General features: G+C 66.4%; 22 protein-coding genes and 4 tRNA genes. 19 read left to right on the forward strand and 7 right to left on the reverse strand.

Annotation, left to right across the window (positions count from 1 at the left end; genetic code table 11):
• Nucleotides 1-50: 50 nt before the first annotated feature.
• From treZ to QPC17_RS03980, 4 genes are all read right to left on the reverse strand, one after another.
• Nucleotides 51-1,775 carry a malto-oligosyltrehalose trehalohydrolase gene (treZ, locus tag QPC17_RS03965; protein WP_070447505.1) on the reverse strand — a complete coding sequence of 575 codons (1,725 nt, stop codon included), beginning with the start codon at nucleotides 1,773-1,775 and terminating at the stop codon, nucleotides 51-53.
• Nucleotides 1,768-4,275 (reverse strand): malto-oligosyltrehalose synthase, encoded by a 2,508-nt coding sequence (treY, locus tag QPC17_RS03970; RefSeq protein ID WP_285347496.1) that lies wholly within the window; start codon nucleotides 4,273-4,275, stop codon nucleotides 1,768-1,770. Before treY ends, treZ begins: the two co-directional genes overlap by 8 nt.
• Before the next feature lie 68 nt (nucleotides 4,276-4,343).
• On the reverse strand, nucleotides 4,344-6,581 hold the full coding sequence (gene glgX, locus QPC17_RS03975) for a glycogen debranching protein GlgX (protein WP_285347497.1): 2,238 nt from the start codon (nucleotides 6,579-6,581) through the stop codon (nucleotides 4,344-4,346).
• A gap of 156 nt (nucleotides 6,582-6,737) precedes the next feature.
• A tRNA-Val gene (locus QPC17_RS03980) sits at nucleotides 6,738-6,812 on the reverse strand.
• A gap of 158 nt (nucleotides 6,813-6,970) precedes the next feature.
• Between QPC17_RS03980 and QPC17_RS03985 the strand changes: the two genes are divergently transcribed.
• From QPC17_RS03985 to QPC17_RS03995, 3 genes are all read left to right on the forward strand, one after another.
• Nucleotides 6,971-7,043 (forward strand) — tRNA-Gly (locus QPC17_RS03985).
• A gap of 35 nt (nucleotides 7,044-7,078) precedes the next feature.
• A tRNA-Cys gene (locus tag QPC17_RS03990) sits at nucleotides 7,079-7,149 on the forward strand.
• Between the two features lie 8 nt (nucleotides 7,150-7,157).
• Nucleotides 7,158-7,234: transfer RNA gene (locus QPC17_RS03995), tRNA-Val, on the forward strand.
• A gap of 292 nt (nucleotides 7,235-7,526) precedes the next feature.
• On the opposite strand, the gene QPC17_RS04000 is transcribed toward QPC17_RS03995, so the two are convergent.
• Together QPC17_RS04000 and QPC17_RS04005 are read right to left on the reverse strand one after the other, a co-directional pair.
• On the reverse strand, nucleotides 7,527-7,703 hold the full coding sequence (locus QPC17_RS04000) for a hypothetical protein (protein WP_160326856.1): 177 nt from the start codon (nucleotides 7,701-7,703) through the stop codon (nucleotides 7,527-7,529).
• Nucleotides 7,704-8,954 carry a PspC domain-containing protein gene (locus tag QPC17_RS04005; protein ID WP_070447499.1) on the reverse strand — a complete coding sequence of 417 codons (1,251 nt, stop codon included), beginning with the start codon at nucleotides 8,952-8,954 and terminating at the stop codon, nucleotides 7,704-7,706. It abuts the gene before it with no gap.
• Nucleotides 8,955-9,088: 134 nt separating this feature from the next.
• Here QPC17_RS04005 and QPC17_RS04010 point away from each other — a divergent pair, with 134 nt between their 5' ends.
• Together QPC17_RS04010 and QPC17_RS04015 are read left to right on the forward strand one after the other, a co-directional pair.
• Nucleotides 9,089-10,252, forward strand: a complete 1,164-nt coding sequence (locus QPC17_RS04010) for an ATP-binding protein (protein ID WP_070445104.1) — start codon at nucleotides 9,089-9,091, stop codon at nucleotides 10,250-10,252.
• A complete protein-coding gene (locus tag QPC17_RS04015) occupies nucleotides 10,249-10,890 on the forward strand; it encodes a response regulator (protein ID WP_062612365.1) in 642 nt (213 codons plus the stop codon). The genes QPC17_RS04010 and QPC17_RS04015 overlap by 4 nt, the downstream gene beginning before the upstream one ends.
• Nucleotides 10,891-10,897: 7 nt before the next feature.
• Here QPC17_RS04015 and QPC17_RS04020 read toward each other — a convergent pair whose 3' ends face one another.
• Nucleotides 10,898-12,265: an L-serine ammonia-lyase gene (locus QPC17_RS04020; RefSeq protein ID WP_285347498.1), complete on the reverse strand. Its 1,368-nt coding sequence runs from the start codon at nucleotides 12,263-12,265 to the stop codon at nucleotides 10,898-10,900.
• 119 nt (nucleotides 12,266-12,384) lie between these two features.
• Here QPC17_RS04020 and thrS point away from each other — a divergent pair, with 119 nt between their 5' ends.
• From thrS to QPC17_RS04090, 14 genes are all read left to right on the forward strand, one after another.
• Nucleotides 12,385-14,400 carry a threonine--tRNA ligase gene (gene thrS / locus QPC17_RS04025; protein WP_371258049.1) on the forward strand — a complete coding sequence of 672 codons (2,016 nt, stop codon included), beginning with the start codon at nucleotides 12,385-12,387 and terminating at the stop codon, nucleotides 14,398-14,400.
• Nucleotides 14,401-14,409: 9 nt separating this feature from the next.
• Nucleotides 14,410-15,036 carry a phosphatidylinositol phosphate synthase gene (gene pgsA, locus QPC17_RS04030; RefSeq protein ID WP_068538334.1) on the forward strand — a complete coding sequence of 209 codons (627 nt, stop codon included), beginning with the start codon at nucleotides 14,410-14,412 and terminating at the stop codon, nucleotides 15,034-15,036.
• The gene (locus QPC17_RS04035) at nucleotides 15,033-15,992 is read left to right on the forward strand and encodes a phosphatidylinositol mannoside acyltransferase (protein ID WP_285347499.1); all 960 of its coding nucleotides are present in this window, start codon (nucleotides 15,033-15,035) and stop codon (nucleotides 15,990-15,992) included. The genes pgsA and QPC17_RS04035 overlap by 4 nt, the downstream gene beginning before the upstream one ends.
• Nucleotides 15,989-17,113, forward strand: coding sequence for a glycosyltransferase family 4 protein (locus tag QPC17_RS04040; RefSeq protein ID WP_068538332.1), 1,125 nt, complete (start codon nucleotides 15,989-15,991; stop codon nucleotides 17,111-17,113). Before QPC17_RS04035 ends, QPC17_RS04040 begins: the two co-directional genes overlap by 4 nt.
• Nucleotides 17,110-17,694 (forward strand): hypothetical protein, encoded by a 585-nt coding sequence (locus tag QPC17_RS04045; RefSeq protein ID WP_068538331.1) that lies wholly within the window; start codon nucleotides 17,110-17,112, stop codon nucleotides 17,692-17,694. The genes QPC17_RS04040 and QPC17_RS04045 overlap by 4 nt, the downstream gene beginning before the upstream one ends.
• Before the next feature lie 4 nt (nucleotides 17,695-17,698).
• Nucleotides 17,699-18,235, forward strand: coding sequence for an NUDIX hydrolase (locus tag QPC17_RS04050; protein ID WP_244899202.1), 537 nt, complete (start codon nucleotides 17,699-17,701; stop codon nucleotides 18,233-18,235).
• 52 nt (nucleotides 18,236-18,287) lie between these two features.
• Complete coding sequence (locus QPC17_RS04055; RefSeq protein WP_062612380.1) at nucleotides 18,288-19,046, forward strand: YebC/PmpR family DNA-binding transcriptional regulator; 759 nt, start codon at nucleotides 18,288-18,290, stop codon at nucleotides 19,044-19,046.
• A gap of 2 nt (nucleotides 19,047-19,048) precedes the next feature.
• On the forward strand, nucleotides 19,049-19,657 hold the full coding sequence (gene ruvC, locus QPC17_RS04060) for a crossover junction endodeoxyribonuclease RuvC (RefSeq protein ID WP_070445113.1): 609 nt from the start codon (nucleotides 19,049-19,051) through the stop codon (nucleotides 19,655-19,657).
• A gap of 79 nt (nucleotides 19,658-19,736) precedes the next feature.
• The gene (gene ruvA, locus QPC17_RS04065; RefSeq protein ID WP_285347500.1) at nucleotides 19,737-20,327 is read left to right on the forward strand and encodes a Holliday junction branch migration protein RuvA; all 591 of its coding nucleotides are present in this window, start codon (nucleotides 19,737-19,739) and stop codon (nucleotides 20,325-20,327) included.
• A gap of 2 nt (nucleotides 20,328-20,329) precedes the next feature.
• Nucleotides 20,330-21,340 (forward strand): Holliday junction branch migration DNA helicase RuvB, encoded by a 1,011-nt coding sequence (gene ruvB, locus QPC17_RS04070; protein ID WP_070447485.1) that lies wholly within the window; start codon nucleotides 20,330-20,332, stop codon nucleotides 21,338-21,340.
• A 99-nt stretch (nucleotides 21,341-21,439) separates the two neighbouring features.
• Nucleotides 21,440-21,808 carry a preprotein translocase subunit YajC gene (gene yajC / locus QPC17_RS04075; protein ID WP_062612392.1) on the forward strand — a complete coding sequence of 123 codons (369 nt, stop codon included), beginning with the start codon at nucleotides 21,440-21,442 and terminating at the stop codon, nucleotides 21,806-21,808.
• Nucleotides 21,809-21,831: 23 nt separating this feature from the next.
• Nucleotides 21,832-23,664 (forward strand): protein translocase subunit SecD, encoded by a 1,833-nt coding sequence (secD, locus tag QPC17_RS04080; RefSeq protein ID WP_285347501.1) that lies wholly within the window; start codon nucleotides 21,832-21,834, stop codon nucleotides 23,662-23,664.
• The gene (gene secF / locus QPC17_RS04085) at nucleotides 23,664-24,752 is read left to right on the forward strand and encodes a protein translocase subunit SecF (protein ID WP_062612394.1); all 1,089 of its coding nucleotides are present in this window, start codon (nucleotides 23,664-23,666) and stop codon (nucleotides 24,750-24,752) included. Before secD ends, secF begins: the two co-directional genes overlap by 1 nt.
• On the forward strand, nucleotides 24,749-25,303 hold the full coding sequence (locus QPC17_RS04090; protein ID WP_062612397.1) for an adenine phosphoribosyltransferase: 555 nt from the start codon (nucleotides 24,749-24,751) through the stop codon (nucleotides 25,301-25,303). The genes secF and QPC17_RS04090 overlap by 4 nt, the downstream gene beginning before the upstream one ends.
• Nucleotides 25,304-25,313 lie beyond the last annotated feature (10 nt).

The raw sequence follows: 25,313 nt of genomic DNA on the forward strand, positions 1-25,313 counted from the left end.
CGGCGCGCGGGCGCGCTGTGGCCGCGGCGCGCCGTTGGAGCCCGCCCATCTTAGCGAAAGACCGCCACTCCGGGCCCCTCGAAGCGCACCTGCCCCTCCTCAATCGCCGTGGCGTCCCACGCGAGCACGAGCTCCCCGCCCGGGGCTGCTAGGCTCCGCGGTCCGTCCGCGATGGAGAAGACCACGGTGGTCCCGCCCCGCCGCATCCAGCCCGCCTCGCCGTCCAGGTCGAACTCGGTGCGCAAGCGGTCGCCCGAGGCGATGTCCGGATCCTGGCGCAGCGCGATGAGGGCGCGGGTGAACTCGAGTAGGCGGCGGTGACCCGCGTCCTCCGCCTCAGACCAGTCGAGCTTGGACTCCAGGAAGGCCTGCTCGGACTGCGGGTCCGGCATTGCCACCTCCTCATCTCCGTAGACGGAGGTCATGTCCCACGAGGAGAATTCCGCTTCGCGCCCGGCCTTGATGAGCGGGCCGAGCTCGGGGCCGTGGTCCGTGAAGTAGTTAAACGGGCGGGCCGTGCCCCACTCCTCGCCCATGAACAGCATGGGGGTGTAGTGGGAGAGCAGGATGAGCGCGCGCGACACGGCGAGCGCGCCGGGGGAGAGCGAGCGGGCGGGTCGGTCGGAGATGAGGCGGTTGCCCACTTGGTCGTGGTTCTCGTCGAAGACGATGAAGTGGTGGCCGCTCACGCCCTCGGGGATCGGCTTACCGCGCGGGGCCGGCTCGAACCGCAGTTCCTGGCCCACCCTGACGAAGCCGTGGCGGAAGGCTTGGCGCATCGCGGCCGGGTGCTTGTAGTCGGCGTAGTAGGCGTTCGCCTCGCCGGTCAGCCACACGTGCAAGGCGTGGTGGACGTCGTCAGCCCACTGCATGTCCATCCCGAACCCGCCCTCGCAGGTGGGAGCCACCATCGCCGGGTCGTTGAGGTCCGACTCCGCCGTGAGGGTCAGGCGCCGGCCGAGCGCGCGCCCGAGCTGCGCCACCTCGTCCGAGAGCTGGGCGAGGAAGTGGTAGTCCGAATCGTCGCGCAGGTGGGGGACGGCGTCGAGGCGGAGAGCATCGAAGTGGTAGTCGCGCAGCCACTGGAGGGCGTTGTCGATGAGGTAGCGGCGCACGTGCTCCGCCCCCTCGGAATCGAGGTTGAGCGCCTCGCCCCACGGCGTGTGGTGGCGGCTGGTGAAGTACGGGCCGAACTGGGCCAGGTAGTTCCCGTCGGGCCCAAAGTGGTTGTAGACCACGTCCAGGCACGCCGACATCCCACGGGCGTGGATCGCGTCCACGAGCGCCGCCAGGTCCTCAGGGCGGCCGTAGGGGCGATGGATGGCGTAGATCGACACACCGTCGTACCCCCAGCCGCGCGTTCCCGGCATGGGCGCGATCGGCATGAGCTCGACGACGTTGACCCCCAGCTCGCGCAAGTAGTCCAGCTTCTCGATCGCTGCAAGGAACGTGCCCTCCTCGGTGAACGTGCCCACGTGCAACTCGTAGAAGACCTTGCCGGCGAGCTCCTCGCCGTGCCAGTCGGTGTCCGTCCAGGTGAACGACGCCAGGTCCACCAGTTCGCTCGGACCGTGCGGCCCCTCGGGCTGGCACATCGAGCGCGGATCCGGCAGGGCCATCCCGCCGTCGACTCGCAGCTGGTAGCGCGTGCCGGTGGGCAGCTCGTCGGACAGGGCAAAGTGGCCATCGGCCGTGGGCTGCAAGGCGAGCTCGCGGCCCTCGATGATCGCGGTAACGGACCCGGCGCTGGGCGCCCACACAGAAATCTTAGGCATCAATCTTCTCCAAAACGGCGGCGGGGAATCGGCCGAGGACCTCGGTGAGGTCGCGGGTGCCACCCTCGAGCTCGGCGCCCGTCAGTACGTTGAGCCAGGATCCCTCGGGCAGGACCACGGTGTACTCGCCGGCAAACTCGGGCACGTGGCGCATCGCCACCGTGGCCAGGATCGCCTGATCGGCGCGGGTGCGGGCGAAGGCGAGCGCGTAGCCGGTGGACACGGGCAGTGCCTGGTAGCCGCACTCGGCCGACGCGAGCTCGGGCAGCTCCCGGCGCAGGCGCGCAAGCCGCGAAGTAAACCACAGCTTCTCCTGATCCAGGCTGGGGGAGGAGGGAAGGCCATCGCGGTCGAGCTTGGCAAGCATCTTGGCAAGCCCTGTGAAGTCCACTGGGCGGCGGTTGTCCGGATCCACCAGCGAGGTCTGGGTGACCTCCTCGCCGTTGTAGGTGTCCGGCACGCCAATCGCCGTCATTTGAATCGCTTTCTGGCTGAGGATCATCGTGCGGGTCGCGGCCCGGGTCAGCTCGTGGAAGTCGGCGAGAAGGGCCAGGGCGTCGTCGTCGGACAGGATCGCGCTCGCGTAATCGAGCATGCCCTGCTCACCGGCCTCGTTCTGCTCGGTCCACGTGGTCCACGACTTTTGCTCGCGGGCGGCCTTGAGCAGGTAGTCCTCGAGCCGACGTTGCTCGATCGGGCCGCCGTCCCACGTGCCGATCAGCGTCTGCCACAGGAGGTTTTCCATCTGCCCGTCGAGGTCGGCGGGGCGCTCGTCGGCCACGAGGTCGCGCGCCTGGGTGAGCGTCGCGATCCACTCCTGCGCATACTGGGAGATAGGCGCGATCCGTGCGCGCACGTCCTCGCACCTCTTCGTGTCGTGGGTGGAGAGCGTGGACATCGTTACCGGCCAGGTCAGGTGCGTGCGGGTCTGGAAGTCGTGGAACTGGTCCGGGGTGGTGGTGAAGTGGCTCGGGCCCCCGCCCACCTCGTTCGCGCTGGTCAGCGCGGTGTACCGGTAGAACGTGGTGTCCTCGACTCCCTTGGCCATGACGGCGCCGCACACCTGCTGGAAGCGCACGATCACCTCGTTGCGCCGTGATTCGTGCGTGCGCCCGGCCGATCCAATCTCGTTGCCGAGCAGGATATCGATGACGACGTCCAGGCTCTCCTGCCGATCCGCGTCGAGGTTGCGGGCGGCGCGCTCGGCGGCCGCGCGCAGCACGCGCTCGTCTTCCGGGTCGGGGCGCTCGCCTGGCACCACGTAGGCGCGGTAGCGGTCCATGTGGACCACGAGCTCGACCACGACGTCGCGCAGAGAGCGGAACGTGTGGTCGCGCAGCCGGACGTCGGAATGGCAGATGGCCGCCAGCAGGCTGGCCAGCCGGTCCACTTCGGCAAAGAGCGAGGTGGCCACGATCTGCCGCTTGGCCTTGACCTCCACGGTGGCCACCGAGTCTGTGGAGCCCGACATCTCGCCGTACAGCTGGGTGAGGGCCGGAAGGCCCTCCGGGGCGGTGAAAAGGCCTTGCAGGCGCTGCAGCGTGTCGTAGCCCGTGGTGCCGGCCGCCGGCCAATCGGTGGGCAGGGTCTCCTCGCCCTCCAAGATCTTCTCCGCCACCGACCAGGCACCGCCCGAGGCCTCGTGCAAGTTGCGGAAATAGCCGCGGGGGTCCGCCAGCCCGTCGGGGTGGTCGATGCGGAAGGCATCGATCAAGCCCTCCTCGAACAACTCGATGAGCAGCGCGTGGGACTGGCGGAAAACTCCCTCGTCCTCCACGCGGATCGCCGCGAGTGTGTCCACGTCGAAGAAGCGCCGGTAGTTGATCTCTTCGTTCGCCACCCGCCAGTGAGCAAGCCGGTAGTACTGGGCGTCGAGCAACTCCGCGAGCGGCAATGCCTCCGTGCCCCGGCGCACGGGGAACACGTGGTCGTAGTAGCACACCACCTGGGTGGGCCCATCCTCCTCGAAGCCGGGTACCACCATCTTCTCGATCGTGATCTCGCCGGTGGCGAGCACCTTGCCGATCCTGTCACCCAGCACCGGCATGAGTAGCCCGTCCCCCGAATCGGACAGCGAAATGTCAAACCACGCGCGGTAGGGCGAATCCTCCCCATCCCGCAGGGCCGACCACAGCGCCCGGTTGCGATACAGGGGCGTGGGCACCGCCATGTGGTTCGGCACGATGTCGACGATGAGGTGCATGCCAGCGTCGTGAATCGCCCTCGACACGCTCCGGAACGCCTCGATGCCGCCGAGGTCGGCGGAGATACGCTCGTGGTCGACGACGTCGTAGCCGTGCATCGAACCCGGCGCCGCCTGAAGGATGGGGGAGAAGAACACGTCCGTGATCCCGAGGCTGGCAAGGTAGGGCACGATGGCCTCAACCGCGGCGAAATCGAAGTCGGGGCTGACCTGGATGCGGTAGCTCGTCACCGGCTGGTGGCGGCCCTTGGACGGGACATGAGAATGGTGGCGGACGACGACATCTTCAACAGGCATAAAACTCCTTGGTGGCGAAATATTGGGCAAGCCCCCGCAGCGCCGCTGACATCCGGCGGGGGCTCGCATCACTTATGCGGTGCCAACACGTGCTCACGCACGGCGGTATCGGACACGGTTCCCACCGCCGGGCAGGCCTCCGAGCTGGCGGCGTTGAGGGAGGTGCGCAGGTCGCTATCCATGAGCCCGCGCTCGGTGGCATTGTGGCGCACGAGGATCGTGATCGACCTCGCTGTCACAGGGAAGACATCCCCGCCACCCAAGACGGCGCCGAGCGTGGCGTCGTCGTCGGTAGACAAAATCACCGTCCACGTGGTGTCCGTGTCGGTGCCGGGGATCGTGAAGTCCAGATCTTCTTCGGAGGCGTTGTAGGCCAGCAGGAAATCGTCGTCGATCACGCGCTCGCCGCGCGCGTTCGGCTCCGCGATACGCTCGCCGTTCAGGTACACCATGACCGAGCGCGCAAACCACGTGTCCCAGTCCTCGTCCTCCATGAGCTCGCCATTGTTCGCGAACCACATGATGTCCCCGCGCTCCGACTCGCCGCCGCGGCCGGCGTCGCCCATAAAGAAACGACGCCGCCTGAACACCGGGTGGTCGTGGCGCAACCTGATGACCTGTTGTACAAAGGCGTGCATGTCGAGTTGGGCCTCGTCCAGGTCCCAGTTCACCCACGCCAGCTCGTTGTCCTGGCAGTACGTGTTGTTGTTGCCCTCCTGCGTGCGGCACAGCTCATCGCCGTGGGAGATCATCGGCACGCCCTGGGAGGTGAGCAGGGTGGTGAAGAAGTTCTTCATCTGCCGTGTGCGCAGCTTGAGGACCTCCGGGTCGTCCGTGGGGCCCTCGGCTCCCATGTTCCACGACTTATTGTTTGACGAGCCGTCCGCCCCGCCCTCGCCGTTTGCCTCATTGTGCTTCTCGTTATAGGAGACGAGGTCGGCAAGCGTGAAGCCGTCGTGGGCCGTGATGAAGTTGATCGAGGCGAACGGGCGGCGCCCCGAATGTTCGTACAGGTCCGACGAACCCGTCAGGCGCGAGGCGAACTCGGACAGCACGGAGGGCTCCCCGCGCCAAAAATCGCGCATCGTGTCACGATAATCGCCATTCCACTCGGTCCACAGCGGCGGGAACTCGCCCACGTTGTACCCGCCCTCGCCCACGTCCCACGGCTCGGCAATGAGCTTGACCTGGGAGATGATCGGGTCTTGCTGGATAATGTCAAAGAAGGCCGACAGTTTGTCCACCGCGTGCAACTCACGGGCAAGCGTGGAGGCCAAGTCGAAACGGAAGCCGTCCACATGCATGTCCACCACCCAGTAGCGCAGCGAATCCATGATGAGCTGCAACGAGTGCGGGGAGGACATGTTGAGTGAATTGCCCGTGCCCGTGGTGTCGAAGTAGTGGGCCAGGTCGCCGTCGACCAACCGGTAGTAGGCGCGGTTGTCAATGCCGCGGAAGGACAGGGTGGGGCCCATGTGGTTGCCCTCGGCCGTGTGGTTGTAGACCACGTCGAGGATCACCTCGATGTCGGCGTCATGGTAGGCCTTGACCATCGCCTTAAACTCCTCCACCTGCGAGCCCACCTCGCCCGAGGAGGAGTAGGTGTTTTGTGGGGCGAAGAAGCCGATCGTGTTGTATCCCCAGTAGTTGGACAGGCCCTTGTCCTGCAACGAGGTGTCATTGACGAACTGGTGGACCGGCATGAGCTCAACCGCGGTCACCCCCAGCTCCTTGAGGTACTGGACCATCGCCGGGTGAGCCATACCCATGTACGTGCCGCGCAGCTCTTCGGGGATATCCGGGTGGATCGCCGTCATGCCCTTGAGGTGGGCCTCGTAAATCACCGTGTTGTGGTACTCGTGCTTAGGCGGGCGGTCATGGCCCCAGTCGAAGAAGGGGTTGACCACCACCGACAGCATCGTGTGCCCGAGGGAGTCCACCTCGGCACGCTTATCTGGATCATTGAAGTCGTAGGAGAAGTTTGCCTGGTGGTTATCCACTTGGCCCTCGATCGCCTTCGCGTACGGGTCGAGGAGGATCTTCGACGGATCGCAACGGTGGCCGTTTTCCGGCTCGAAGGGGCCGTGGACCCGGAACCCGTAGCGCTGGCCGGGCCGGATGCCGGGCAGGTAGCAGTGCCAGACGTGGGCGTCGACCTCGCGTAGCTCCACGCGCGATTCGCCCCCCGAATCGTCGATGAGGCACAGCTCGATCTTGTCTGCCACGGAGGAGAAGATCGCGAAGTTCGTTCCGGTGCCATCGAAAGTGGCGCCGAGCGGATAGGGTTTTCCAGGCCAAATTTCCATAACATATAGACTCTCACGTCTGGCACTGCTTTGGGTAAAGATGAGGCCAGAGGCGAAAAAGCGCAAGTCGTTCGCGCGATGGTGCAGGTGCGCACGGCTTGACGCCATGGGGTTTTATACAGGGAAGATGCGGCACGTATGGCCGCTGAGGATAGATGGTGGGCGATACTGGGATCGAACCAGTGACCCCTTCCGTGTGAAGGAAGTGCGCTACCGCTGCGCTAATCGCCCTAGGATCAGGTGATCTCTGCTCAAAGACAGTAGCTGACAATCGAGGGTAGAAGCAAACGCAATCGGCGTAGCGCACGTCACGTTATCCGGATTAGACACCGGTCGAAGATTATGGCTATATTAATCAGGCAGTCAGCGAGACGCGATCGAGCTGATATGCGGATGTAGCTCAGCTGGTAGAGCACCACCTTGCCAAGGTGGGGGTCGCGGGTTCGAATCCCGTCATCCGCTCGAAGGCCAAGTAATGTAGGATTACTTAACCACTTGGTGGGTTGGCCGAGAGGCGAGGCAGCGGCCTGCAAAGCCGTATACACGGGTTCGAATCCCGTACCCACCTCTCAATCAGGGCGATTGGCGCAGTTGGTTAGCGCGCTTCCTCGACACGGAAGAGGTCACTGGTTCGAATCCAGTATCGCCCACCACGTCCCCAGCACGCTGGGGATTTTTTCATGCCCGCTGCACGTTGGCGGCGAGGAGCACCTGGCTTTCCCACGGCGTTGTGGCTGGCCCGGCCGTCGTCGTGAGGAAGCCCGGCCGTCGTCGCGGGGCCGCTCGCAAACGCGACACTAAACCGCAAGATGCGGCACTAATTTACCGTGAATTAGTGCCGCATCTTGCGGTTTTGTATAGCATCTGCGCGGAGGAGGGCAGGGCGCAGGTGCGCCCGGCGGGCAGGGCGGGGCGCGGGTGCGCCCGCCGCGGTGCGTGTGGGTGCTAGTCTTCGGCGGGCTCCACTCGCCGGAAGGCGCTCATAGCAAGCAGCGCGGAGACCGTGAAGAGCATGATGACGACGACGATCCGGACGTCAACCACCGCGCCCGCGGCGCGCGCGATGCCGGTCGAGGCGAGGATGAGGGAAAGTGAGCCGAAGATGGCGGTGCTGATACGCATTTAATTTCCTTTCGGGAGTGAGCTGAGATAGAGGGATCCGTAGGAGAAGTTGATGGTGGCCGTAGTGACGGCATCGGGGTTGGTGATGGCGGCGGGGGAGTAGATGCGCACGCTCTCCCCGGCCCCGAGGTGGACGTTGCTCCACCATCTCTCGTCCGGGTTGTCGCCCGTGTCGTAGACGGGTTCGGTCCAGGTTTCGCCGGCGACGTCGACCCGCCAGGGTTCCCAACCGTTGAGGGCGACGTCGGCCACGCCGTAGACGTCTTCGTTGCGGGTGACTTCGATAATGATTGGGTCTGATTCTCTGAAGAGGTAGGGGGCGTCGGCGAGGATGAAGGCGTCGACGTTGTAGTCGCGCAGCTGGCCGGGATCGCTGTTGACCCCGGAGTGGGACACGGACAGCAGTGAGGGCCGCTCGCTCGAGCCGAAGGAGACGAGCTCGAGGTTCGGCGCGGTCACCATGGAGGTGGGCATGATGAGGGCGATCGCGAGCGCGGCCGACGCCGGCAGGGCCAGGAACCAGGCGAGCGCGGTGAGCCAGGTGGCTCGCAGGCCGCGCACTCCGGCGTACATGACGCCGATGGCGACGATACCAAGGCCCACGCTGAGCGTCATGAGGATCGCGGCGACCTTGCCCGGCACGGCGAGCAGGGCGATCGCGCTGCCGATAAAGGCGATGGCGACGACGACCGAGATGGCCTGTCCGCCAAGTGCCGGCTTTTTGGGCTTGGGCTCCTTGAGCGGCCGCACCGGGTGAGCGGGCGCGGGGAATTCTGAGCCCGGCCCGTACGGCGCGGACCCGAACTGGGCGGCATCGTACACGCCACGCGGCGTGCTTCGCCGCCCGTTGCGCCAGAGCACGAAGAGCACAGAGACGAGGATCACCAGTACGCCCATCAACGCCAGGCCGGGGGCCCGGTTGAGCGCGAAGTCGGCCCAGACGGCGACGAATGGCACGAAGACCACCGCGCCCACCAGGATGAGGATGATGGAGGCCGCAAACGCGGAGTCAGGATTGCGCAGCGCGCCTTCGGCCACGATCTCCTCCGTGGCGTAGGAGGGAATGAGGAGCCAGCCGAGCCCATAGAGGAGGAAGCCGATTCCGCCGACGATGGCGAGCGCAACGAAGGCCAGGCGGACCAGCACGGCGGAGATGCCCCAGCGGTGGGCGAGGCCGGCACAGACGCCGCCAGCGAGTGCGTCAGGCGTGCGGCGCAGGGGCCGGGAGCGAAGGGAGTCGTAAAGTTTCATGTCTTCATTCTTCGCTATCGACGGGCCCGAATCGGCCCTGAACACCCCTGAAAGAACCCTGATCCTTCCCCGAAAACCCCTGATTTCGGCCGTTCGTGGTTGGGTTCGGGGCCGCGGGGTGAGACGATCGAGGCATGGAAGACTATGCAGATCTCTTGGCGCCGTGGGCCACCGCGCGCCCGGCCCTTGAGCGGCGGGAGCCCAAGATCCTGGCCGGCGTGTGCCAGGGACTCGCCCAGCACCTTGGCGGGTCGGTGCGCATGTGGCGGTTGGCCTTCCTTCTGCTGTGCTGGACCGTGGTGCCCGTGGTTGTCTACGCGGTGCTCGCGCTCACGCTGTCGCGCGAGGGGGCCGACGTCTCCACGCGCCGGCTCGTCAAGCCGCTCGCGTCCGGCGAGGACTCCCGGCCCACCACCGCCGTGGCACTCGGCGCGATGGGCGTCATCATCCTGCTCGTGATCGTCGGATACTTCCCGGGCGCGCTCGCCGTGCTTCCGCTCGCACTCATCCTCGCCGGCGGCGCGATCGCCTGGTCCGTCCAGGGCCGTTGGGCCAGCCTCGCGCTCGGAGTCGGCCTGCTGGTTGCAACTATGGGCGCGGTCGTCGTCGTGGAGAACGTGGTCGACAGCGCCGACGCCACCACCGCATTCCTTACGGGCTTCGCCGCGCTCGCCGTGGGCGCCTTCGTCCTCTACCCCTCCCAGATGCGCTCGCGCATGCACGCCCGCGAGCAAGACGCCCAGCTCGTCCGGGAGGAAACCCGCGCCGACATCGCTGCCCACCTGCACGACTCCGTCCTCCAGACCCTCGCCCTCATCCGCTCGCGTGCCGACGACGCCGACGCCGTCCGTGTCCTCGCTCGCCAGCAGGAGGCTGAGTTGCGCGACTACCTCTATTCAGACCGGCGTGATGACACGTCGGTAGCCACTGTCCTCACCCGGCGTGCGCGGGAGGTGGAGGCGACGTACGGCGCGCAGGTCGACGTCGTGATTACGGGGGATATGGAGGTGACGGCGCGGACGCAGGCCCTCATCGACGCCGCCGGGGAGGCCCTGACGAACGCGTGCAAGCACGGAGGTAGCCCCATCTCGATGTACGCCGAGCTGGGGGACGGCGGGGATGTGTGGGTGCGCGACCGCGGTGAGGGCTTCGACGTGGGTAGCATTGGTGAGGACCGGCGCGGGGTGCGCCACTCGATCTACGGGCGCATGGAACGCGCGGGCGGGCGCGCGAACATCCGCTCCCCGCTACCGACGGGCGGCACCGAGGTCCACATGAGCGTGGAGGAGGAACAATGAAAGTCATCGTGGTCGACGATCACGCCCTGGTCCGCGCGGGCATCATCGCCCAGATCGACGGGCAGGGCGTTCAGGTGGTAGGCCAGGCGGCGAGCGTGGACGAGGCGATCGATGTGATCCGGGCCGTGGACTGTGACGTCGTCCTGCTCGACGTCCACCTGCCCGGCGGCGCGGGCGGAGGCGGCGCGGAAGTCATCCGGGCTTTCGCCGGCGAAGGCGGCCCGCGCTTCCTTGCCCTTTCGGTGTCGGACGCGGCTGAAGACGTTGTGTCCGTCGTGCGCTCGGGTGCGCGCGGCTACGTCACCAAGTCCATCAACAGGGACGAGCTCATCGAGGCGCTCGAACGGGTGGTAGCCGGCGACGCCGCCTTCTCACCCAAGCTTGCGGGCTTCGTCCTTGACGCCTTCGGCACGTCGCGCAGCGCCGTGGCCGAGCGTGACGAGGAGCTCGACCGGCTCTCGGCGCGCGAGCAGGACGTCATGCGGCTCATCGCCCGCGGCTACACCTACAAGGAGACCGCCTCCGAGCTGTTCATCTCGGTCAAGACCGTGGAGACCCACGTGTCGGCCTGCCTGCGCAAGCTTCAGCTTTCCAACCGCAAGGAACTCTCGCGCTGGGCGGCGGCCCGGGGTATCTAGTCGCCCGTCAGCACTCGATGACGTTGACGCCCACGTGCACTGCGAGCCCGCCGAGTGCCGTCTCCTTATATTTGGCCTGCATGTCCTTGCCCGTCTCGCGCATGGTGGCGATGACGGAGTCGAGGGAGACGAGGTGCGAGCCGTCTCCGCGCAGGGCGGTGCGGGCGGCGGCCACGGCCTTGATTGCGGCGATGGCGTTGCGCTCGATGCAGGGGATTTGCACCAGGCCACCCACCGGGTCGCAGGTGAGACCGAGGTTGTGTTCCATCGCGATCTCGGCGGCGTTTTCCACCTGGCGGGGACTGCCACCGAGCACGGCGGCGAGGCCCGCGGCGGCCATCGAGCACGCCGATCCGACCTCACCCTGGCAGCCGACTTCGGCGCCCGAGATGGAGGCGGTGGTCTTGAAGATCATGCCGATCGCGCCGGCGGTGAGGAGGAAGGTCTCCACCGCATCGGCGTCGAGCCCGATGAAGTCACGGCAGTAGTGCATGACGGCCGGGATGATCCCGGCGGCGCCGTTCGTGGGCGCGGTGACCACACGGCCGCCCCCGGCGTTCTCCTCGTTGACTGCCAGCGCGTAGAGCCCGATCCAATCCATGGCCCGAAGCGGGTCGAGGGCGTCGGATTCGGCGAGGAGGGCGGTGTGGAGCTTCGGGGCGCGGCGCAACACCTGGAGGCCACCGGGGAGCACACCTTCGTGACCGAGCCCGGTGGCAACGCACCCCTGCATGACCTCCCAGATGGCGGCCAGCCCGCTCGCGATCTCCGCCGTGGTGTGCAAAGCGAGTTCGTTGGTGCGCGCAACTTCGGCGATCGACATGCCGGTGCGATCGCAGATGAGGAGCAGCTCGTCGGCCGTGCGGAAGGGGTGGGGGAGGTCGGCGGTGGGGATGATGGCCATGTCGGCGTCCTCCTCGCACACCACGAAGCCGCCGCCCACGGAATAATAGGTGCGCTCAAACACGAGCTCCTCGCCGCTCCATGCGCTCATCGTCATAGCGTTGGGGTGCCCGGGAAGCTCGGTACGGCCGATGAGCTCGATGTCGGTGGCCGGGTCAAAGTCGATGGTTACCTGCCCGTCCGCCGTGGTGAGCGGAAGGCGACGATCGGTGCGGACCTTCCCCACGGCGTCGCCGACCCGCTCAGGCTGCACGCGCGCCGGTTCAAAGCCCATGAGGCCGAGGATGACAGCCTTGTCGGTGCCATGCCCGATCCCGGTGGCGCCCAGCGAGCCGTAGAGCCGCACCCGCACGCGGTGAACCGTGCCGGGCAGGTGGCCGGCAAACATGTGGGCGGCCGTCATCGGCCCCGACGTATGCGAGGACGACGGGCCGATCCCGATCTTGAACAGGTCAAACACGCTTAAGCTCATGGGACGATAGTAACGGTATGCAGGGCTTCACATGAAGGTGAGAAAAGGGCCGCTCACGTGGCGGGGTATGATGGCGACGTGCGTACCTTGTCTGTGCGTACCGGATGAGAGGAGCCAGGGTGCCCAACCTAGTAATTGACGGCGACTCGCTGCAGATCAGCGAGTCCGTGAGCGGCATTGACCACTTCAAGGACAGCAAGGAGATCGTCGCGCTTCGCGTGGACGGCGAGCTGAAGGACCTGGCCACGGACCTGGCCACGTTGCCCGACGGCGCCACTGTCGAAGGAGTCACGATCCACGAGCAGGACGGCCTGAACATCCTGCGCCACTCGGCCACCCACGTGCTCGCCCAGGCGGTCCAGAACAAGTTCCCGTCCGTCAACCTCGGCATCGGCCCGTTCATCACCGACGGCTTCTACTACGACTTTGGCAACATCCCCGCCGTCACCCCCGAGCTCCTCAAAGAGCTGGAGAAGGACATGGCGCGGATCGTGAAGGAGGGCCAGCGTTTCGTGCGTCGCCCGATTTCCGACGACGCCGCCGCGGCCGAGCTCGCCGACCAGCCCTACAAGCTCGAGCTCATCTCCCTCAAGGGCGGCTCCGACGCCGATAACGACCAGGCGGCCGAGGGGGCCTCGGTGGAGGTCGGCGGGGGAGAGCTGACGATGTACGACAACGTCAACCGCCGTGGGGAGACCGTCTGGACCGACCTGTGCCGCGGCCCGCACCTGCCGAACACGAAGCTCATCGGCAACGGGTTTTCCCTCACCCGCTCCTCGGCCGCCTACTGGCGCGGGGACCAGGCCAAAGACTCCCTCCAGCGCATCTACGGTACCGCGTGGCCGAGCAAGGACGAGCTGCTCGCCTACAAGACACGGATCGAGGAGGCGCAAAAGCGCGACCACCGCAAGCTCGGCAACGAGCTCGACCTCTTCTCTTTCCCTGACGAGATCGGCTCCGGCCTGGCAGTCTTCCACCCCAAGGGCGGCATCATCCGCATGGTGATGGAGGAATACTCCCGCAAGCGCCACCTGGAGGCCGGCTACTCCTTCGTTAACACCCCGCACATCACCAAGGGCAACCTCTTCCAGATCTCGGGCCACCTGGATTTCTACCGCGACGGCATGTACCCGCCCATGCACATGGACGAGGTGGTCGACGCCGAGGGCAATGTGGTCAAGGAAGGCCAGGACTACTACCTCAAGCCGATGAACTGCCCGATGCACAACTTGATCTTCCGCTCTCGCGGGCGCTCCTACCGCGAGCTGCCGCTGCGCCTGTTCGAGTTCGGCACGGTCTACCGTAACGAGGCCTCCGGCGTCATCCACGGCCTGACCCGCGCTCGCGGCTTCACCCAGGACGATGCCCACATCTACTGCACCCGGGAGCAGATGAAGGAGGAGCTGACCGCGCTGCTCGACTTCGTGCTGTCGCTACTCAAGGACTACGGCCTGGACGACTTCTACCTCGAGCTGTCTACCAAGGATCCGAAGAAGTACGTAGGTGATGACGAGGTGTGGGAGGAATCCACGCGCGTGCTCGAGGAGGTGGCCACCGCCTCCGGCCTGGAGCTGGTGCCGGATCCGGAGGGCGCCGCCTTCTACGGGCCGAAGATCTCGGTTCAGGCCAAGGACGCACTCGGGCGCACCTGGCAGATGTCCACCATCCAGCTCGACTTCAACCTGCCCGAGCGCTTCGAGCTCGAATACACCGCACCCGACGGCTCGCGCCAGCGCCCGGTGATGATCCACCGCGCGCTCTTCGGCTCGATCGAGCGCTTCTTCGGCGTGCTGACTGAGCACTACGCGGGGGCCTTCCCGGCGTGGCTCGCGCCGGTGCAGGTGCGCTGCGTGCCGGTGGCCGAGGCCTTCGACAACTACCTGTTCGAGGTGGCGGACAAGCTGCGGGCGCGGGGCGTGCGCGTGGAGGTCGACACCTCCGATGACCGCTTCGGCAAGAAGATCCGCAACGCCTCGAAGGACAAGATCCCCTTCACGCTTATCGCTGGTGGCGACGACGCGGCGGCCGGCGCGGTCTCCTTCCGCATGCGCGACGGCTCGCAGGACAACGGCATTGCCGTGGACGAGGCGATCGAGCGCATCTGCGCGGCCATCGACAACCATGAGAACCAGTAGGGAGTAGCCATGCTGTCTCGCAGCGGCCGGCCGCTGGCCAAGGTCATCTTCGGCCCTATCGCCAAGGCCCTGGTCCGGATGGGGGTCACCCCCAACGCCGTCACGATTGTGGGCGGGGTGGCCTCCTCGGCCGCCGCGCTGGTCCTCTTCCCGCTTGGCTACCTGCTGGTGGGTGCGCTTGTGGTGACCATTCTCGTCATCTTCGACAACCTCGATGGTCAGATGGCGCGCATGACGAGCAAGAGTACGAAGTTCGGGGCCTTCCTCGATTCGACCATGGACCGCTTCGCGGACGGGGCGATCTTCGCCGCGCTCGCCATGTGGGGCTACCTCCAAGCCGACGAGCCGACGAAGGCCTGGGTGGTGTCGGGAGCGATCGCGGCCGCCGTCGTCGGCGGAATCGTTCCGTATGCCCGGGCGCGCGCCGAGGGCGTGGGCTATTCGGCGTCGGTGGGGCTGGCCGAGCGGGCCGACCGCCTGGTGTTCGCCCTCATCCTCGTGCTCGCCACCGGGTTTGGAGCCACGCACTGGGTGATGGCGATCGGTCTGTGGGTGCTCGCGGTGCTTGCCCTGTTCACGGTGGGGCAGCGGATCGTCTACGTCTACAAGCAGATGGCACAGGCTGGTGACGCGTGAATATCCTGCGCGTATTTGCGGCCGCCTCGTGGCTGGTGAAGACGCTGCCTGAGCCGGTGGGCCGGGCGATCTTCCGGGCCGTTGGTACAGTCACGGGCGCGTCGAACATGCGCGGGGCCGTCCAGCTGCGGGCGAACCTTGAACGGATTGTGCCCGCGGCCGGCTCGTGGCGGGCGCGGCGGCGCAGCGCGAAGGCCATGCGCTCGTACATGGACTACTACTATGAGATGTTCCGGCTGAGCTCGCTCACCCCCGACCAGATCGACGCACGCGTGAGCTGTGAGAACGTCGAGGCGTTCCGGGAGCACCTGGCGGCGGGGAGGTCCGCGTCGGCGGCGCTGTTGCACACCGGCAACTGGGACCTGGCAGGGGCCTGGGCCACGAAGCACCTCGCGCCGGTGCACTCGATTGCAGAGAAGCTCAATCCGCCCGAACTCGCGGACCAGTTCCTCGATTTCCGCCGCTCGATCGGGTTGACCATCTACCAGACCGGCGGCGGGGCGATTGCGAGCCTCGAGCGCTCGATGCGCGAGGAGTCGGTGATCGTCACGCTCCTGTGCGACCGCGACCTGTCGGCCTCCGGTGTTCAGGTGAATCTGACGGGCAAGCCGGTGCGCGTGGCGGTCGGCTCGGCCCTGCTTGCCCAGCGCACGGGAGAGCCCATGTGGCCGATCACCATCGTCACCGACGATTTCGGCCACGACGCCGAACGGGTGCGCCGCTCCGGGAGCCGCTACGGTATCAAGATCATCTTCGGCGAGCCGATCAGCGCCGGCGTCGGCCCGGAGGCGAGCGCGGAGGAGCGCGAGGCCGACATCTTGCGGATGAACCAGGAGTGGCTGGACCAGGTGGGGCCGTTGCTTGCCAGGCACGTGACGGATTGGCATATGCTTCAAAAGGTATTCGTCGAGGACCTGGACCCCGAGCGGCTGGCCAGGGCGAAGGAAACCACATGAAGATAGGAATTGCCTGCGGGTATTCGTGGGACGTGCACGGGGGCGTGCAATATCACATCCGCGATCTTGCCAAGGAGCTCATCGTGCGCGGACACGAGGTGTCGGTCATTGCACCGGCGGAGAACACGCCTGCGGAGGAGTTCGTGTGCCCCGTCGGCGCGGCGATCCCGGTCCGCTACAACGGCTCGGTGGCCCGCCTCAGCTTCGGGCCGCGGGTGAACCGCGAGGTGCGTAAGTGGCTCAAGCAGGGCGACTTCGACGTGCTCCACGTGCACGAGCCCTTCACCCCGTCGGTATCGATGCTGGCGCTCATGAGCGCCGAGTGTCCGGTGGTCTCCACCTTCCACACGGCGATGGACCACTCGCGCATGCTGACGCTCGCTTCCCCGTTCCTCGTGCCAATCCTGGATAAGATCCAGGCGCGCATCGCGGTGTCAGAGGAGGCCCGGCGCACGGCCGTCCAGCATCTGGGCGGGGACGCCTGGGTGATCCCCAACGGCGTGTTCGTCTCCGACCTGCAGATCGACGGTCCTGACCCGCGCTTCACCGGCACGCCCGAGGCGCCCACGCTGGCCTTCCTTGGCCGGCTGGACGAGCCGCGCAAGGGCCTGCCCGTGGTCGCCGAGGCCTTTGACCAGATCCGCGCGGCGCATCCCGGCGTGCGGATGCTCGTGGCGGGCAAGGGCGATGAGGATGAGGCCCGGCGCATGTTCGGCGCCGACGCGCAGGCCGTGGAATTCTTGGGCCCGGTCTCCGATGAGGACAAGGCGCTCTTGCTCGGCAGCGCGGATGCCTATCTTGCGCCCAACACGGGCGGGGAGTCGTTCGGCATCATCCTAGTGGAGGCGATGAGCGCGGGCGCGTTCGTCGTCGCCTCCGACATCCCGGCCTTCCGCGCGGTGTTATCGGATGGGGAGTTTGGCGTGCACTTCCGCAACGAGGATCCGGGCGACCTGGCACGCGTGGTCAACGGGGCGCTCGCCGATCGGCCGATGCGCGAGCGGGTGGCCACGCTCGCCTCCGAGGCCGCCTGGCGCTACGACTGGGGGACCGTGGCCTCCCACATTCTGTCCGTCTACGAGACAGCGATCCGCACGGCAAGGATCGAGGTGGAGCCGTGATCTGGAAGACCGTCCTCCTCGTGATCCTTGGCCTCCTTATCCTCTCCGTCATCGCGGCGACCCTCTATGCCCGCTCGCTCGACCGCGTCCACAAGAACGTCATGAAGTCGCGCGTGGCCCTCGAGCGCGCGTTGGCCGACCGGGCCCAGGCCGCCCTTCGCGTGGCGCGCTCGGGCGTACTCGACGTGGCAAGCTCGATCGTACTGGCCGACCTCGCCACCGAGGCGATCGAGGCCGCCGCCTACCCGATTGTCGACGACGGCCTGGACGCCATCGACATCGACGACGAGGGGCGCGCGCTCACCGGGCGCGCGGGCGAGGCGCCGGACCGCCTCAGCCTCGAATCGGAGCTCAGCCGTGCACTGCGCCACTCGGTGGACCAGTTGGATTCCGCCCCGCCGGAGCTGGAGGGCCTGGAGCGCGCCCGGATCGCGGTGCAGATGACGCGCCGCTTCCACAACAACCACGTTGCCCAGGCGCGCCGGGTGCGGCGTAACGCCTTCGTGCGCCTGCTCCACCTGCACGGCCGGGCGCCCGAGCCGCAGATGGTCAACCTTGACGACCGGCTCGACCGTGAGTGAGACCGTGAGCGAGTGGCCACTCGACGCCGACGGCTTCCCGCACCGCAGCGCGGGCCGCTGCGTCGTGTTCAACACGCGCGGCCAGATCCTCATGATCCTCGGCCACGACATCGACCGGCCCGACTACCGCTGGTGGTTCACGCCCGGGGGTGGGCTGATGGAAGGTGAGTCGCCGGCTGAGGGCGCGGCGCGCGAGCTCACGGAGGAAACCGGGCTGAGCGTGGAGCCGGGGCGGCTGGAAGGGCCCGTGCTCGACCGTCGTTCGACCTTCCGCTTCTACTACGTCACGCGCAAACAGGACGAGCTCTTTTTCCTCCTGCACGTGAACGAAGCCGAGGAGGCGCGGATCGACTCTCGGGCCGGCGCGCGCCTGACCGAGCAGGAGTTGGAACTATTGGACGACATGCGCTGGTGGGACCTCGATGAGCTCGCCGCGGCGGAGGAGTCCGGGGAGCTTGTTTTCCCCGTCGGGCTCGTCCAGATGGCCCGACGGTGGCGCTCGGGCTGGGACGGCGAGCTCATCCACGCCGTTGAAGAATAGACGCGCGGGCGTTGTACAATGACCTGCGTACGTGAGTCGAAAGGAAGAATACGTGTCAGGACATTCCAAGTGGGCAACCACGAAGCACAAGAAGGCCGCGATCGATGCTAAACGCGGCAAGCTGTTCGCACGCCTCGTGAAGAACATCGAAGTCGCGGCGCGCTCGGGCGGCGGCGACCCCGATGGTAACCCCACCCTGTACGACGCCATTCAAAAGGCCAAGAAGAACTCCGTGCCGGCCGATAACATCAACCGCGCCGTCAAGCGCGGCTCGGGCGAGGGCGGGGACGCCGTCAACTACGAGTCGATCATGTACGAAGGCTACGGCCCCGGCGGTGTGGCGATCCTGCTTGAGTGCCTCACAGATAACCGCAACCGTGCGGCGTCCGACGTGCGCGTGGCGCTGACCCGCAACGGCGGCACGCTGGCCGACCCGGGCTCGGTTGCCTACATGTTCTCCCGCAAGGGTGTTGTTGAGGTGCCGGCCGAGGGCAACGACGAGGACGAGCTGCTCATGGCCGTTCTCGACGCGGGCGCCGAGGAAATCACCAACTACGGGGAAACCTTCGAGATCCTGTCCGAACCGAACGACGTGGTTGAGGTGCGCAAGGCCCTGCAGGGCGCGGGCGTGGACTACAACTCGGCCGAAGTGCAGTTCGTGCCCTCGATGAAGGTGGGCGTGGACCTGGACACGGCGCGCAAGGTCATGAAGCTCATTGACGCGATCGATGACCTCGACGACATCCAGAACGTCTACTCCAACGTCGACATCTCGCCCGAGATCGCGGCGCAGCTGGAGGAAGAGGACTAAGAGTGCGTGTCCTGGGCGTTGATCCCGGCATGACGCGCTGCGGGATCGGCGTGGTCGATGCGCGGGGGAGGCAGGTGACAATCGTCGCTGTCGACGTCGCCCACACCAAGCCCGAAATAGCGCCCCACCAGCGCCTGCTCATGATCTCGAATGCTATCGAGGAGGCAATCCGGCTCTACCGGCCGGAGGTGGTGGCGATCGAGCGGGTCTTCGCCCAGGAGAACGTGCGCTCCGTGACCGGCACGGCCCAGGTGGCAGGGATCGCGATGCTAGCGGCGGCGAAGGCATCGTTGCCGCTCGGAATGCACACCCCGTCGGAGGTTAAGGCCGCCGTGACGGGCAACGGCCGGGCCGAGAAGGCCCAGGTCCAGCTCATGGTCCAGCGGATCCTGCGCCTCGATGCCCCGCCGCGCCCGAAGGACGCCGCGGATGCGCTCGCCGTGGCGATTTGTCATGCCTGGCGTGGAGGAGCCACCCACCCGGACCGCTCCCAGCACGGCGGCGCCGGCATGTTGCCGCGCGTCGAGGGCAAAGACCTCACTCCGGCTCAGCGGATGTGGGCCAACGCCGAACGACTATCGCGTAGGCACGGCGCCGTCGAGCCCAAGTAGCTGACCTGCCACGGCGCCCCTGTCGACACGGCCAATCACGAACGGCTATAATCAAACATATGTTCGAATCGGAGGGTACATGATTGTTTCCTTGCGCGGTCCGGTCCTGCGCGCGTCGGCCACGGAGGCCGTCATCGAGGCAAGCGGCGTCGGTTACGTTTTTTCTGCCACCCCCGACACGCTCGCCCAGCTACGCGTGGGAGAGGAGGCCTTCGTCCATATCGCGATGGTCACCTCGCGCGAGGGGGAGTCGTCCCTTTTCGGTTTTCACGACGACGACGCGCGGGTCACGTTCGACGTGCTGCGGTCCGTCACGGGGATCGGCCCCCGGTCGGCGCTGACGATCCTGGCCACGTTGCCGCCCGATGAGCTTCTCCGCGCGATCGAAAGCAAGGACGAGGCGAGCCTCGTGCGCATTCCGGGGGTGGGGAAGAAGTCAGCCCAGCGGATGGTGCTGGAGCTGGCTGGAAAGCTTGGCCCGGCCGTCGGGGCGGAGCCGGCGGAGTCGGCATCGTCGCATGAGGAAGACGTGATCGCGGCGCTCGTGGGCATGGGCTGGAAGGAGCGCGACGCGGCGGCGGCACTGGCCCAGGCGCTGAAGGTCACGCCCACGGGCACGCTCGCCCAGCTGCTGCGCGCGTCCCTGCAGGTCCTCGGGCAGCGGAGGTAGCGGTGAACGAGTACACGGATCCGGACGCCACCGATATCGAACGTGCCCAAGAGGCGGCACTACGCCCGAAGGTCCTCGAGGAGTTCGTGGGCCAGGAGGTCGTGCGTGACCAGCTCTCGCTCGTGCTCGAGGCGGCCGTGCAGCGCAACAAGTCGGCCGACCACGTGTTGCTCGCCGGGCCGCCGGGCCTGGGCAAGACCACGCTGGCGATGATCATTGCCGCGGAGGTCAACGGCGCGTTGCGGTTGACCTCCGGGCCGGCAATCCAGCACGCAGGTGACCTCGCCGCCGTCCTGTCCTCCCTCAACGAGGGGGACGTGCTCTTTATTGACGAAATCCACCGCCTTGCCCGCACGGCCGAGGAGATGCTGTACCTGGCGATGGAGGATTTCCGTGTAGACGTGATGATTGGCAAGGGGCCGGGCGCCACGTCGATCCCGTTGCCGCTGCCGCCGTTCACGGTGGTCGGAGCCACCACCCGATCGGGCCTGTTGCCGGCCCCGCTACGTGACCGCTTCGGGTTCACCGCGCACCTCGATTTTTACTCCGTGCCCGAGCTCGCCCTCATCGTGGAGCGCAACGCGCGCAAGCTCGCCGTCGAGCTCACTGCGGACGCGGCCCATGAGATCGCCTCGCGCTCGCGCGGCACGCCCCGCATCGCCAATCGGCTGCTGCGCCGGGTGCAGGATTGGGCGCAGGTGCGCGGCAGCGGGGTGCTGGATCTCGACGCGGCGCGCGCCGCCCTCGAGGTGTTCGAGGTGGACAAGAAAGGACTCGACCGGCTGGACCGCGCCGTGCTCGACGTACTGTGCATTCGCTTCCGCGGCCAGCCCGTGGGCCTGTCCACGCTCGCCGTGTCGGTGGGCGAGGAGCCAGAGACCGTGGAGACCGTGGCCGAACCCTACCTGGTGCGCCAGGGTTTCATGATCCGCACCCCGCGCGGGCGGCAGGCCACCTCGCTCGCTTTCCAGCACCTGGGCCTTGCGGCGCCGGAGGAGACGCTGTTTTCGTGACTCGCTCCACGGCGGGAGAACATCGACCGTCTGGGTGAATGCGGGTAGACTTGTACGGTTGTCACAAAGCAACAAACGCTTTGGTCGATTGGAGAAAAGATGCCCGGTATTCCCGTTGAGTTGGTGATCCTCACGGTCGTCATGCTCGGTTTTTTCTGGCTGATGAACCGTGGCGCGAAGAAGGCGCAGAAGGCTCAACTCGCCAAGCGCGAAGAAGCCCTCGTGGTGGGCAATAACGTCATGACGCAGGCCGGCTTTTTCGGCCGTATCGTTGACATTGATGGTGACGCTGTAACCCTCGAATCCCCCTCGGGAGATGAGACGGTGTGGCTGCGCACGGCCATCGTGGCCCAGATGGACATCCCACTCGGCAACAGTGAAGAGGATGAGACGGAGGACGTCGAGGCATTCCTCGACTCCCAGGAGGCCGACCCGGACCTTTCCGACGATTCCAACACCGACAAGTAAAGACGAGGCTCAAAGGAACTAACGTGTCGTCAAGCCACCTGGAGGATCCGACGCCGAAGCCGTGGCGCCGCTTGACCGTCCTCTTTATCCTTGTTCTCGCACTCGTGGGCTCCCTCATCGCAGGGAGCCTGAGTGGCGACAAGACCAGATTCACTCCGGATCTCGCACTCGACCTCGAGGGCGGTACCCAGATTATCCTTACCCCGGTCACAACCGACGGCTCGGAGGTGACTGCCTCCGATATCCGCGAGGCAATCAACGTCATCCGCCAGCGTGTGGACGCCACGGGCGTGGCTGAAGCCGAGATCACGGCCCAGGGCGGTTCGAACATCATCGTCGCTCTGCCGGGCACGCCGTCGAAGGAGACGCTCGACCTGGTGCGCACGTCGGCCGTGCTGCGCATGCGCCCGGTGCTGTCGATCCTGAACCCCGCGCCGATGGATGCCCAGTCGGTCGTCGCCGCGCTGGGGGAGAATGCGGGCGATCTTGACCCGGCCACGATGGACGCGGCCGCGGTCGATGAGGCGATCCGAAAGCTCGCCGACGTCGACGGCGATGGGGAGCTGTCGGCCGAGCCGGCGCAGACGCCGGAAAACGCCTCGGATACGAACTGGATCACCGAGCAGGTGATGTACGACGCGTACACGCTCGATTGCACGGTTCCCGATTCGCGCCCGGCGGAAAAGACGGATAGCCCGGACACCGCGATCGTTGCCTGCGAGCCGGATACGACCACCAAGTACATCCTTGGCCCCTCGGAGCTGGACGGCACGCAGCTTGACAGCGCGTCGTCGTCGCCGGCCACGAACCAGCAGGGCCAGCCCACGGGCGGCTGGGCAGTCAACATGTCCTTCAATTCCGAGGGCGGGAAGATCTTTGGCGATGTCACCACGCGCCTGTCTGAGCTCAAGGAGCCGCGCAATTCGTTCGCGTCCGTACTCGATGGCCGCGTCATTTCCTCGGCCCGCGTGTCCTACCCGATCACGGGCGGCCAGGCGCAGATTACCGGCCGCTTCACGGCGGACGAGGCCGGGGCGCTGGCGAACCAGCTGAAGTTCGGCTCGCTGCCGTTGCAGTTCAACGTCCAGTCCGAGGAACAGATCTCCGCGACCCTTGGCGCCGAGCAGCTGAGCTCGGGCCTCATCGCCGGCCTGGTGGGCCTGGTCCTCATCGTCATCTACATGATCTGGCAGTACCATGCCCTGGGCGTGGTGGCGATTGGCTCGATCCTCACCTCCACGGGCCTGTCCTACCTCATCATCAGCCTGCTGTCGTGGACGATGGGTTATCGCCTGTCGATGGCGGGAGTGCTCGGTATCATCATTTCGATCGGCGTGACGGCGGATTCGTTCATCGTCTATTTCGAGCGCATCCGTGACGAGATCCGTGACGGCCGATCCGTGGCCAGCGCGGTTCAGCACGGCTGGAACCGTGCCCAGCGTACGATCATCATCTCTGACCTGGTCAACCTCACCGCTTCGGTGGTGCTCTTCCTTCTCACGGTTGGTTCGGTGCGCGGCTTCGCCTTCACACTCGGCGTGACCACGGTGCTTGACCTCGTGGTGGTCATGATGTTCACCTACCCGATCATGACCCTGATTTCGCGCACCGCGTTCTTCGGGAAAGGCAAGCGCGGCTCGGGCATGGACACGAAGAAGCTTGAGTCAACTCCGCGCTACCGTGGGCGCACGGTGCCCGAGCGCAAGCAGAACAAGCCCAAGGATGCGATGGTGGCCGCCGACGGCGCCGTCATCCACGACTACGAGATACCCGACGCCCGTTTCACCGGCGAATCGCTTGCCCAGCAGCGAGCTCGCCAGAGGCGAGAGGCGCGCCGGAAGGAAGGAGACCAGTAATGTCGATGTACTCCTTTGGTAACGGCCTGTACACGGGCAAGCGTTCCTACAACATCGTGGGGCAGCGCAAGCTGTGGTTTAGCATCGCGATCGTCGCCGTCCTTCTCTCGCTGGCGTCGTTTGCGATCCGCGAGCCGAACCTCGGTATCGAGTTCCGCGGGGGCTCCCAGTTCACGGTCTCGGGCACGGCCACCCTCGATCACCAGCCGGCGTACGACGTCGTCGGCAAGGTGTCGACGTCGGTGCCGCGCGTGTCCGATGTTGGCCAGGAGGCCATCCGTGTCCAGACTGAGTCGCTGGACGACACGAAAACCCAGGAGGTGCGCGCCGGCCTGGCCGAAGCCTACGACGTGCCGGAAGCGGACGTGACGTCTACGTACATCGGCCCTTCGTGGGGCCAGGACATCCTGGCCCAGGCGATCCGAGCCATGGTGATCTTCATGGTGCTGATCTCGGTGGTCCTCATCATCTACTTCAAGTCTTGGACCATCGCGGTCGGCGCGATCGGCGCGCTCTTGCACGACTTCGTAGTCACGCTCGGGATCTACTGGATCTTAGGCTTCGAAATCGCGCCCGCCACGATCATCGGCTTGCTGACGATCATGGGCTACTCGCTCTACGATACCGTGGTGGTGTTCGACAAGGTGCGTGAGAACACGGCCGAGCTCGAGCACCAGACGCAGATGACGTACGCGGAGGAAGCGAATCTGGCGATCAACCAGACCCTCATCCGTTCGCTCAACACCTCGGTCACCGGCTGGCTGCCTGTCATCTCGGTGCTGATCGTCGGTGTGTGGTGGCTGGGCGCGGAGACGCTGCGCGACCTGGCGCTGGTCATGTTCGTGGGCATGGTGCTCTCGGCCCTGTCCTCGGTGTTCCTGGCGGCTCCGCTGGCGGTGTGGCTGGCTGAGCGTGATCCGAAGATCAAGGCACACACCGCCCGCGTCACTGCGCGGCGCGAGGAGATTGGCGTCGAGAGAACTGACAATGAGAAGGAAAGTGCGGGTACCGTGGTAACCGAGCGTGTTTCCGGCGGCCATAAGGGCCAGCGGTCCCAGCCGAAGCGAAAGAAAAGGAATAAGCGATGAGCACTGAGGCTATCTTCCCTCAAGACTCCGTAGCACTTGTCAAGTCCCACGTGCGCGAGGTGGAGGACTTCCCGGCGCGTGGTGTCCTCTTCCGTGACATCACGCCCCTGATTGCCGACGGCGAAGCGTTCGCCTCCCTCATCAAGATCCTGGCCGATCGTTACCGCGGCAAGTGCGACGCGGTGGCGGGCCTCGAATCGCGTGGCTTCATCCTCGGCGCCCCGCTCGCTCACGAGCTCGGGATCGGCATGCTGACCGTGCGTAAGGCCGGGCGTCTGCCGGGCCCCGTCGTCGGCGTGAATTACGACCTGGAGTATGGGTCGGCTCGCATGGAACTGCAGCCCTTCACGGTGAAGGACGGCATGCGCGTGCTCGTTATCGACGACGTGCTCGCCACCGGTGGCACGGCGGGCGCGGCCTTCCACCTCATCGAGAAGGCGGGCGGCAAGCCTGCTGGCCTGTGCGTGCTGCTCGAGCTGGCTGACCTCGGCGGGCGTGAGTACCTGGCCGAGCGCTACGACTACCCGGTGGAGTCGGTCATCAGCTACTAGGCCTGCGCCC

The organism is Trueperella bernardiae (assembly GCF_030246965.1).
In the GTDB taxonomy this organism is placed as follows: Bacteria; Actinomycetota; Actinomycetes; order Actinomycetales; family Actinomycetaceae; genus Trueperella; species Trueperella bernardiae.

Excerpts from the sequence above, each read along its gene's own strand:
- treY (WP_285347496.1), bottom strand. The coding sequence starts at position 4,275 with ATGCCTGTTGAAGATGTCGTCGTCCGCCACCATTCTCATGTCCCGTCC.
- QPC17_RS04090 (WP_062612397.1), top strand. The coding sequence starts at position 24,749 with ATGAGCACTGAGGCTATCTTCCCTCAAGACTCCGTAGCACTTGTCAAG.
- QPC17_RS04005 (WP_070447499.1), bottom strand. The coding sequence starts at position 8,954 with ATGAAACTTTACGACTCCCTTCGCTCCCGGCCCCTGCGCCGCACGCCT.
- glgX (WP_285347497.1), bottom strand. The coding sequence starts at position 6,581 with ATGGAAATTTGGCCTGGAAAACCCTATCCGCTCGGCGCCACTTTCGAT.
- yajC (WP_062612392.1), top strand. The coding sequence starts at position 21,440 with ATGCCCGGTATTCCCGTTGAGTTGGTGATCCTCACGGTCGTCATGCTC.
- QPC17_RS04015 (WP_062612365.1), top strand. The coding sequence starts at position 10,249 with ATGAAAGTCATCGTGGTCGACGATCACGCCCTGGTCCGCGCGGGCATC.
- QPC17_RS04010 (WP_070445104.1), top strand. The coding sequence starts at position 9,089 with ATGGAAGACTATGCAGATCTCTTGGCGCCGTGGGCCACCGCGCGCCCG.
- ruvA (WP_285347500.1), top strand. The coding sequence starts at position 19,737 with ATGATTGTTTCCTTGCGCGGTCCGGTCCTGCGCGCGTCGGCCACGGAG.
- QPC17_RS04040 (WP_068538332.1), top strand. The coding sequence starts at position 15,989 with ATGAAGATAGGAATTGCCTGCGGGTATTCGTGGGACGTGCACGGGGGC.
- QPC17_RS04000 (WP_160326856.1), bottom strand. The coding sequence starts at position 7,703 with ATGCGTATCAGCACCGCCATCTTCGGCTCACTTTCCCTCATCCTCGCC.
- pgsA (WP_068538334.1), top strand. The coding sequence starts at position 14,410 with ATGCTGTCTCGCAGCGGCCGGCCGCTGGCCAAGGTCATCTTCGGCCCT.
- QPC17_RS04020 (WP_285347498.1), bottom strand. The coding sequence starts at position 12,265 with ATGAGCTTAAGCGTGTTTGACCTGTTCAAGATCGGGATCGGCCCGTCG.
- secF (WP_062612394.1), top strand. The coding sequence starts at position 23,664 with ATGTCGATGTACTCCTTTGGTAACGGCCTGTACACGGGCAAGCGTTCC.
- treZ (WP_070447505.1), bottom strand. The coding sequence starts at position 1,775 with ATGCCTAAGATTTCTGTGTGGGCGCCCAGCGCCGGGTCCGTTACCGCG.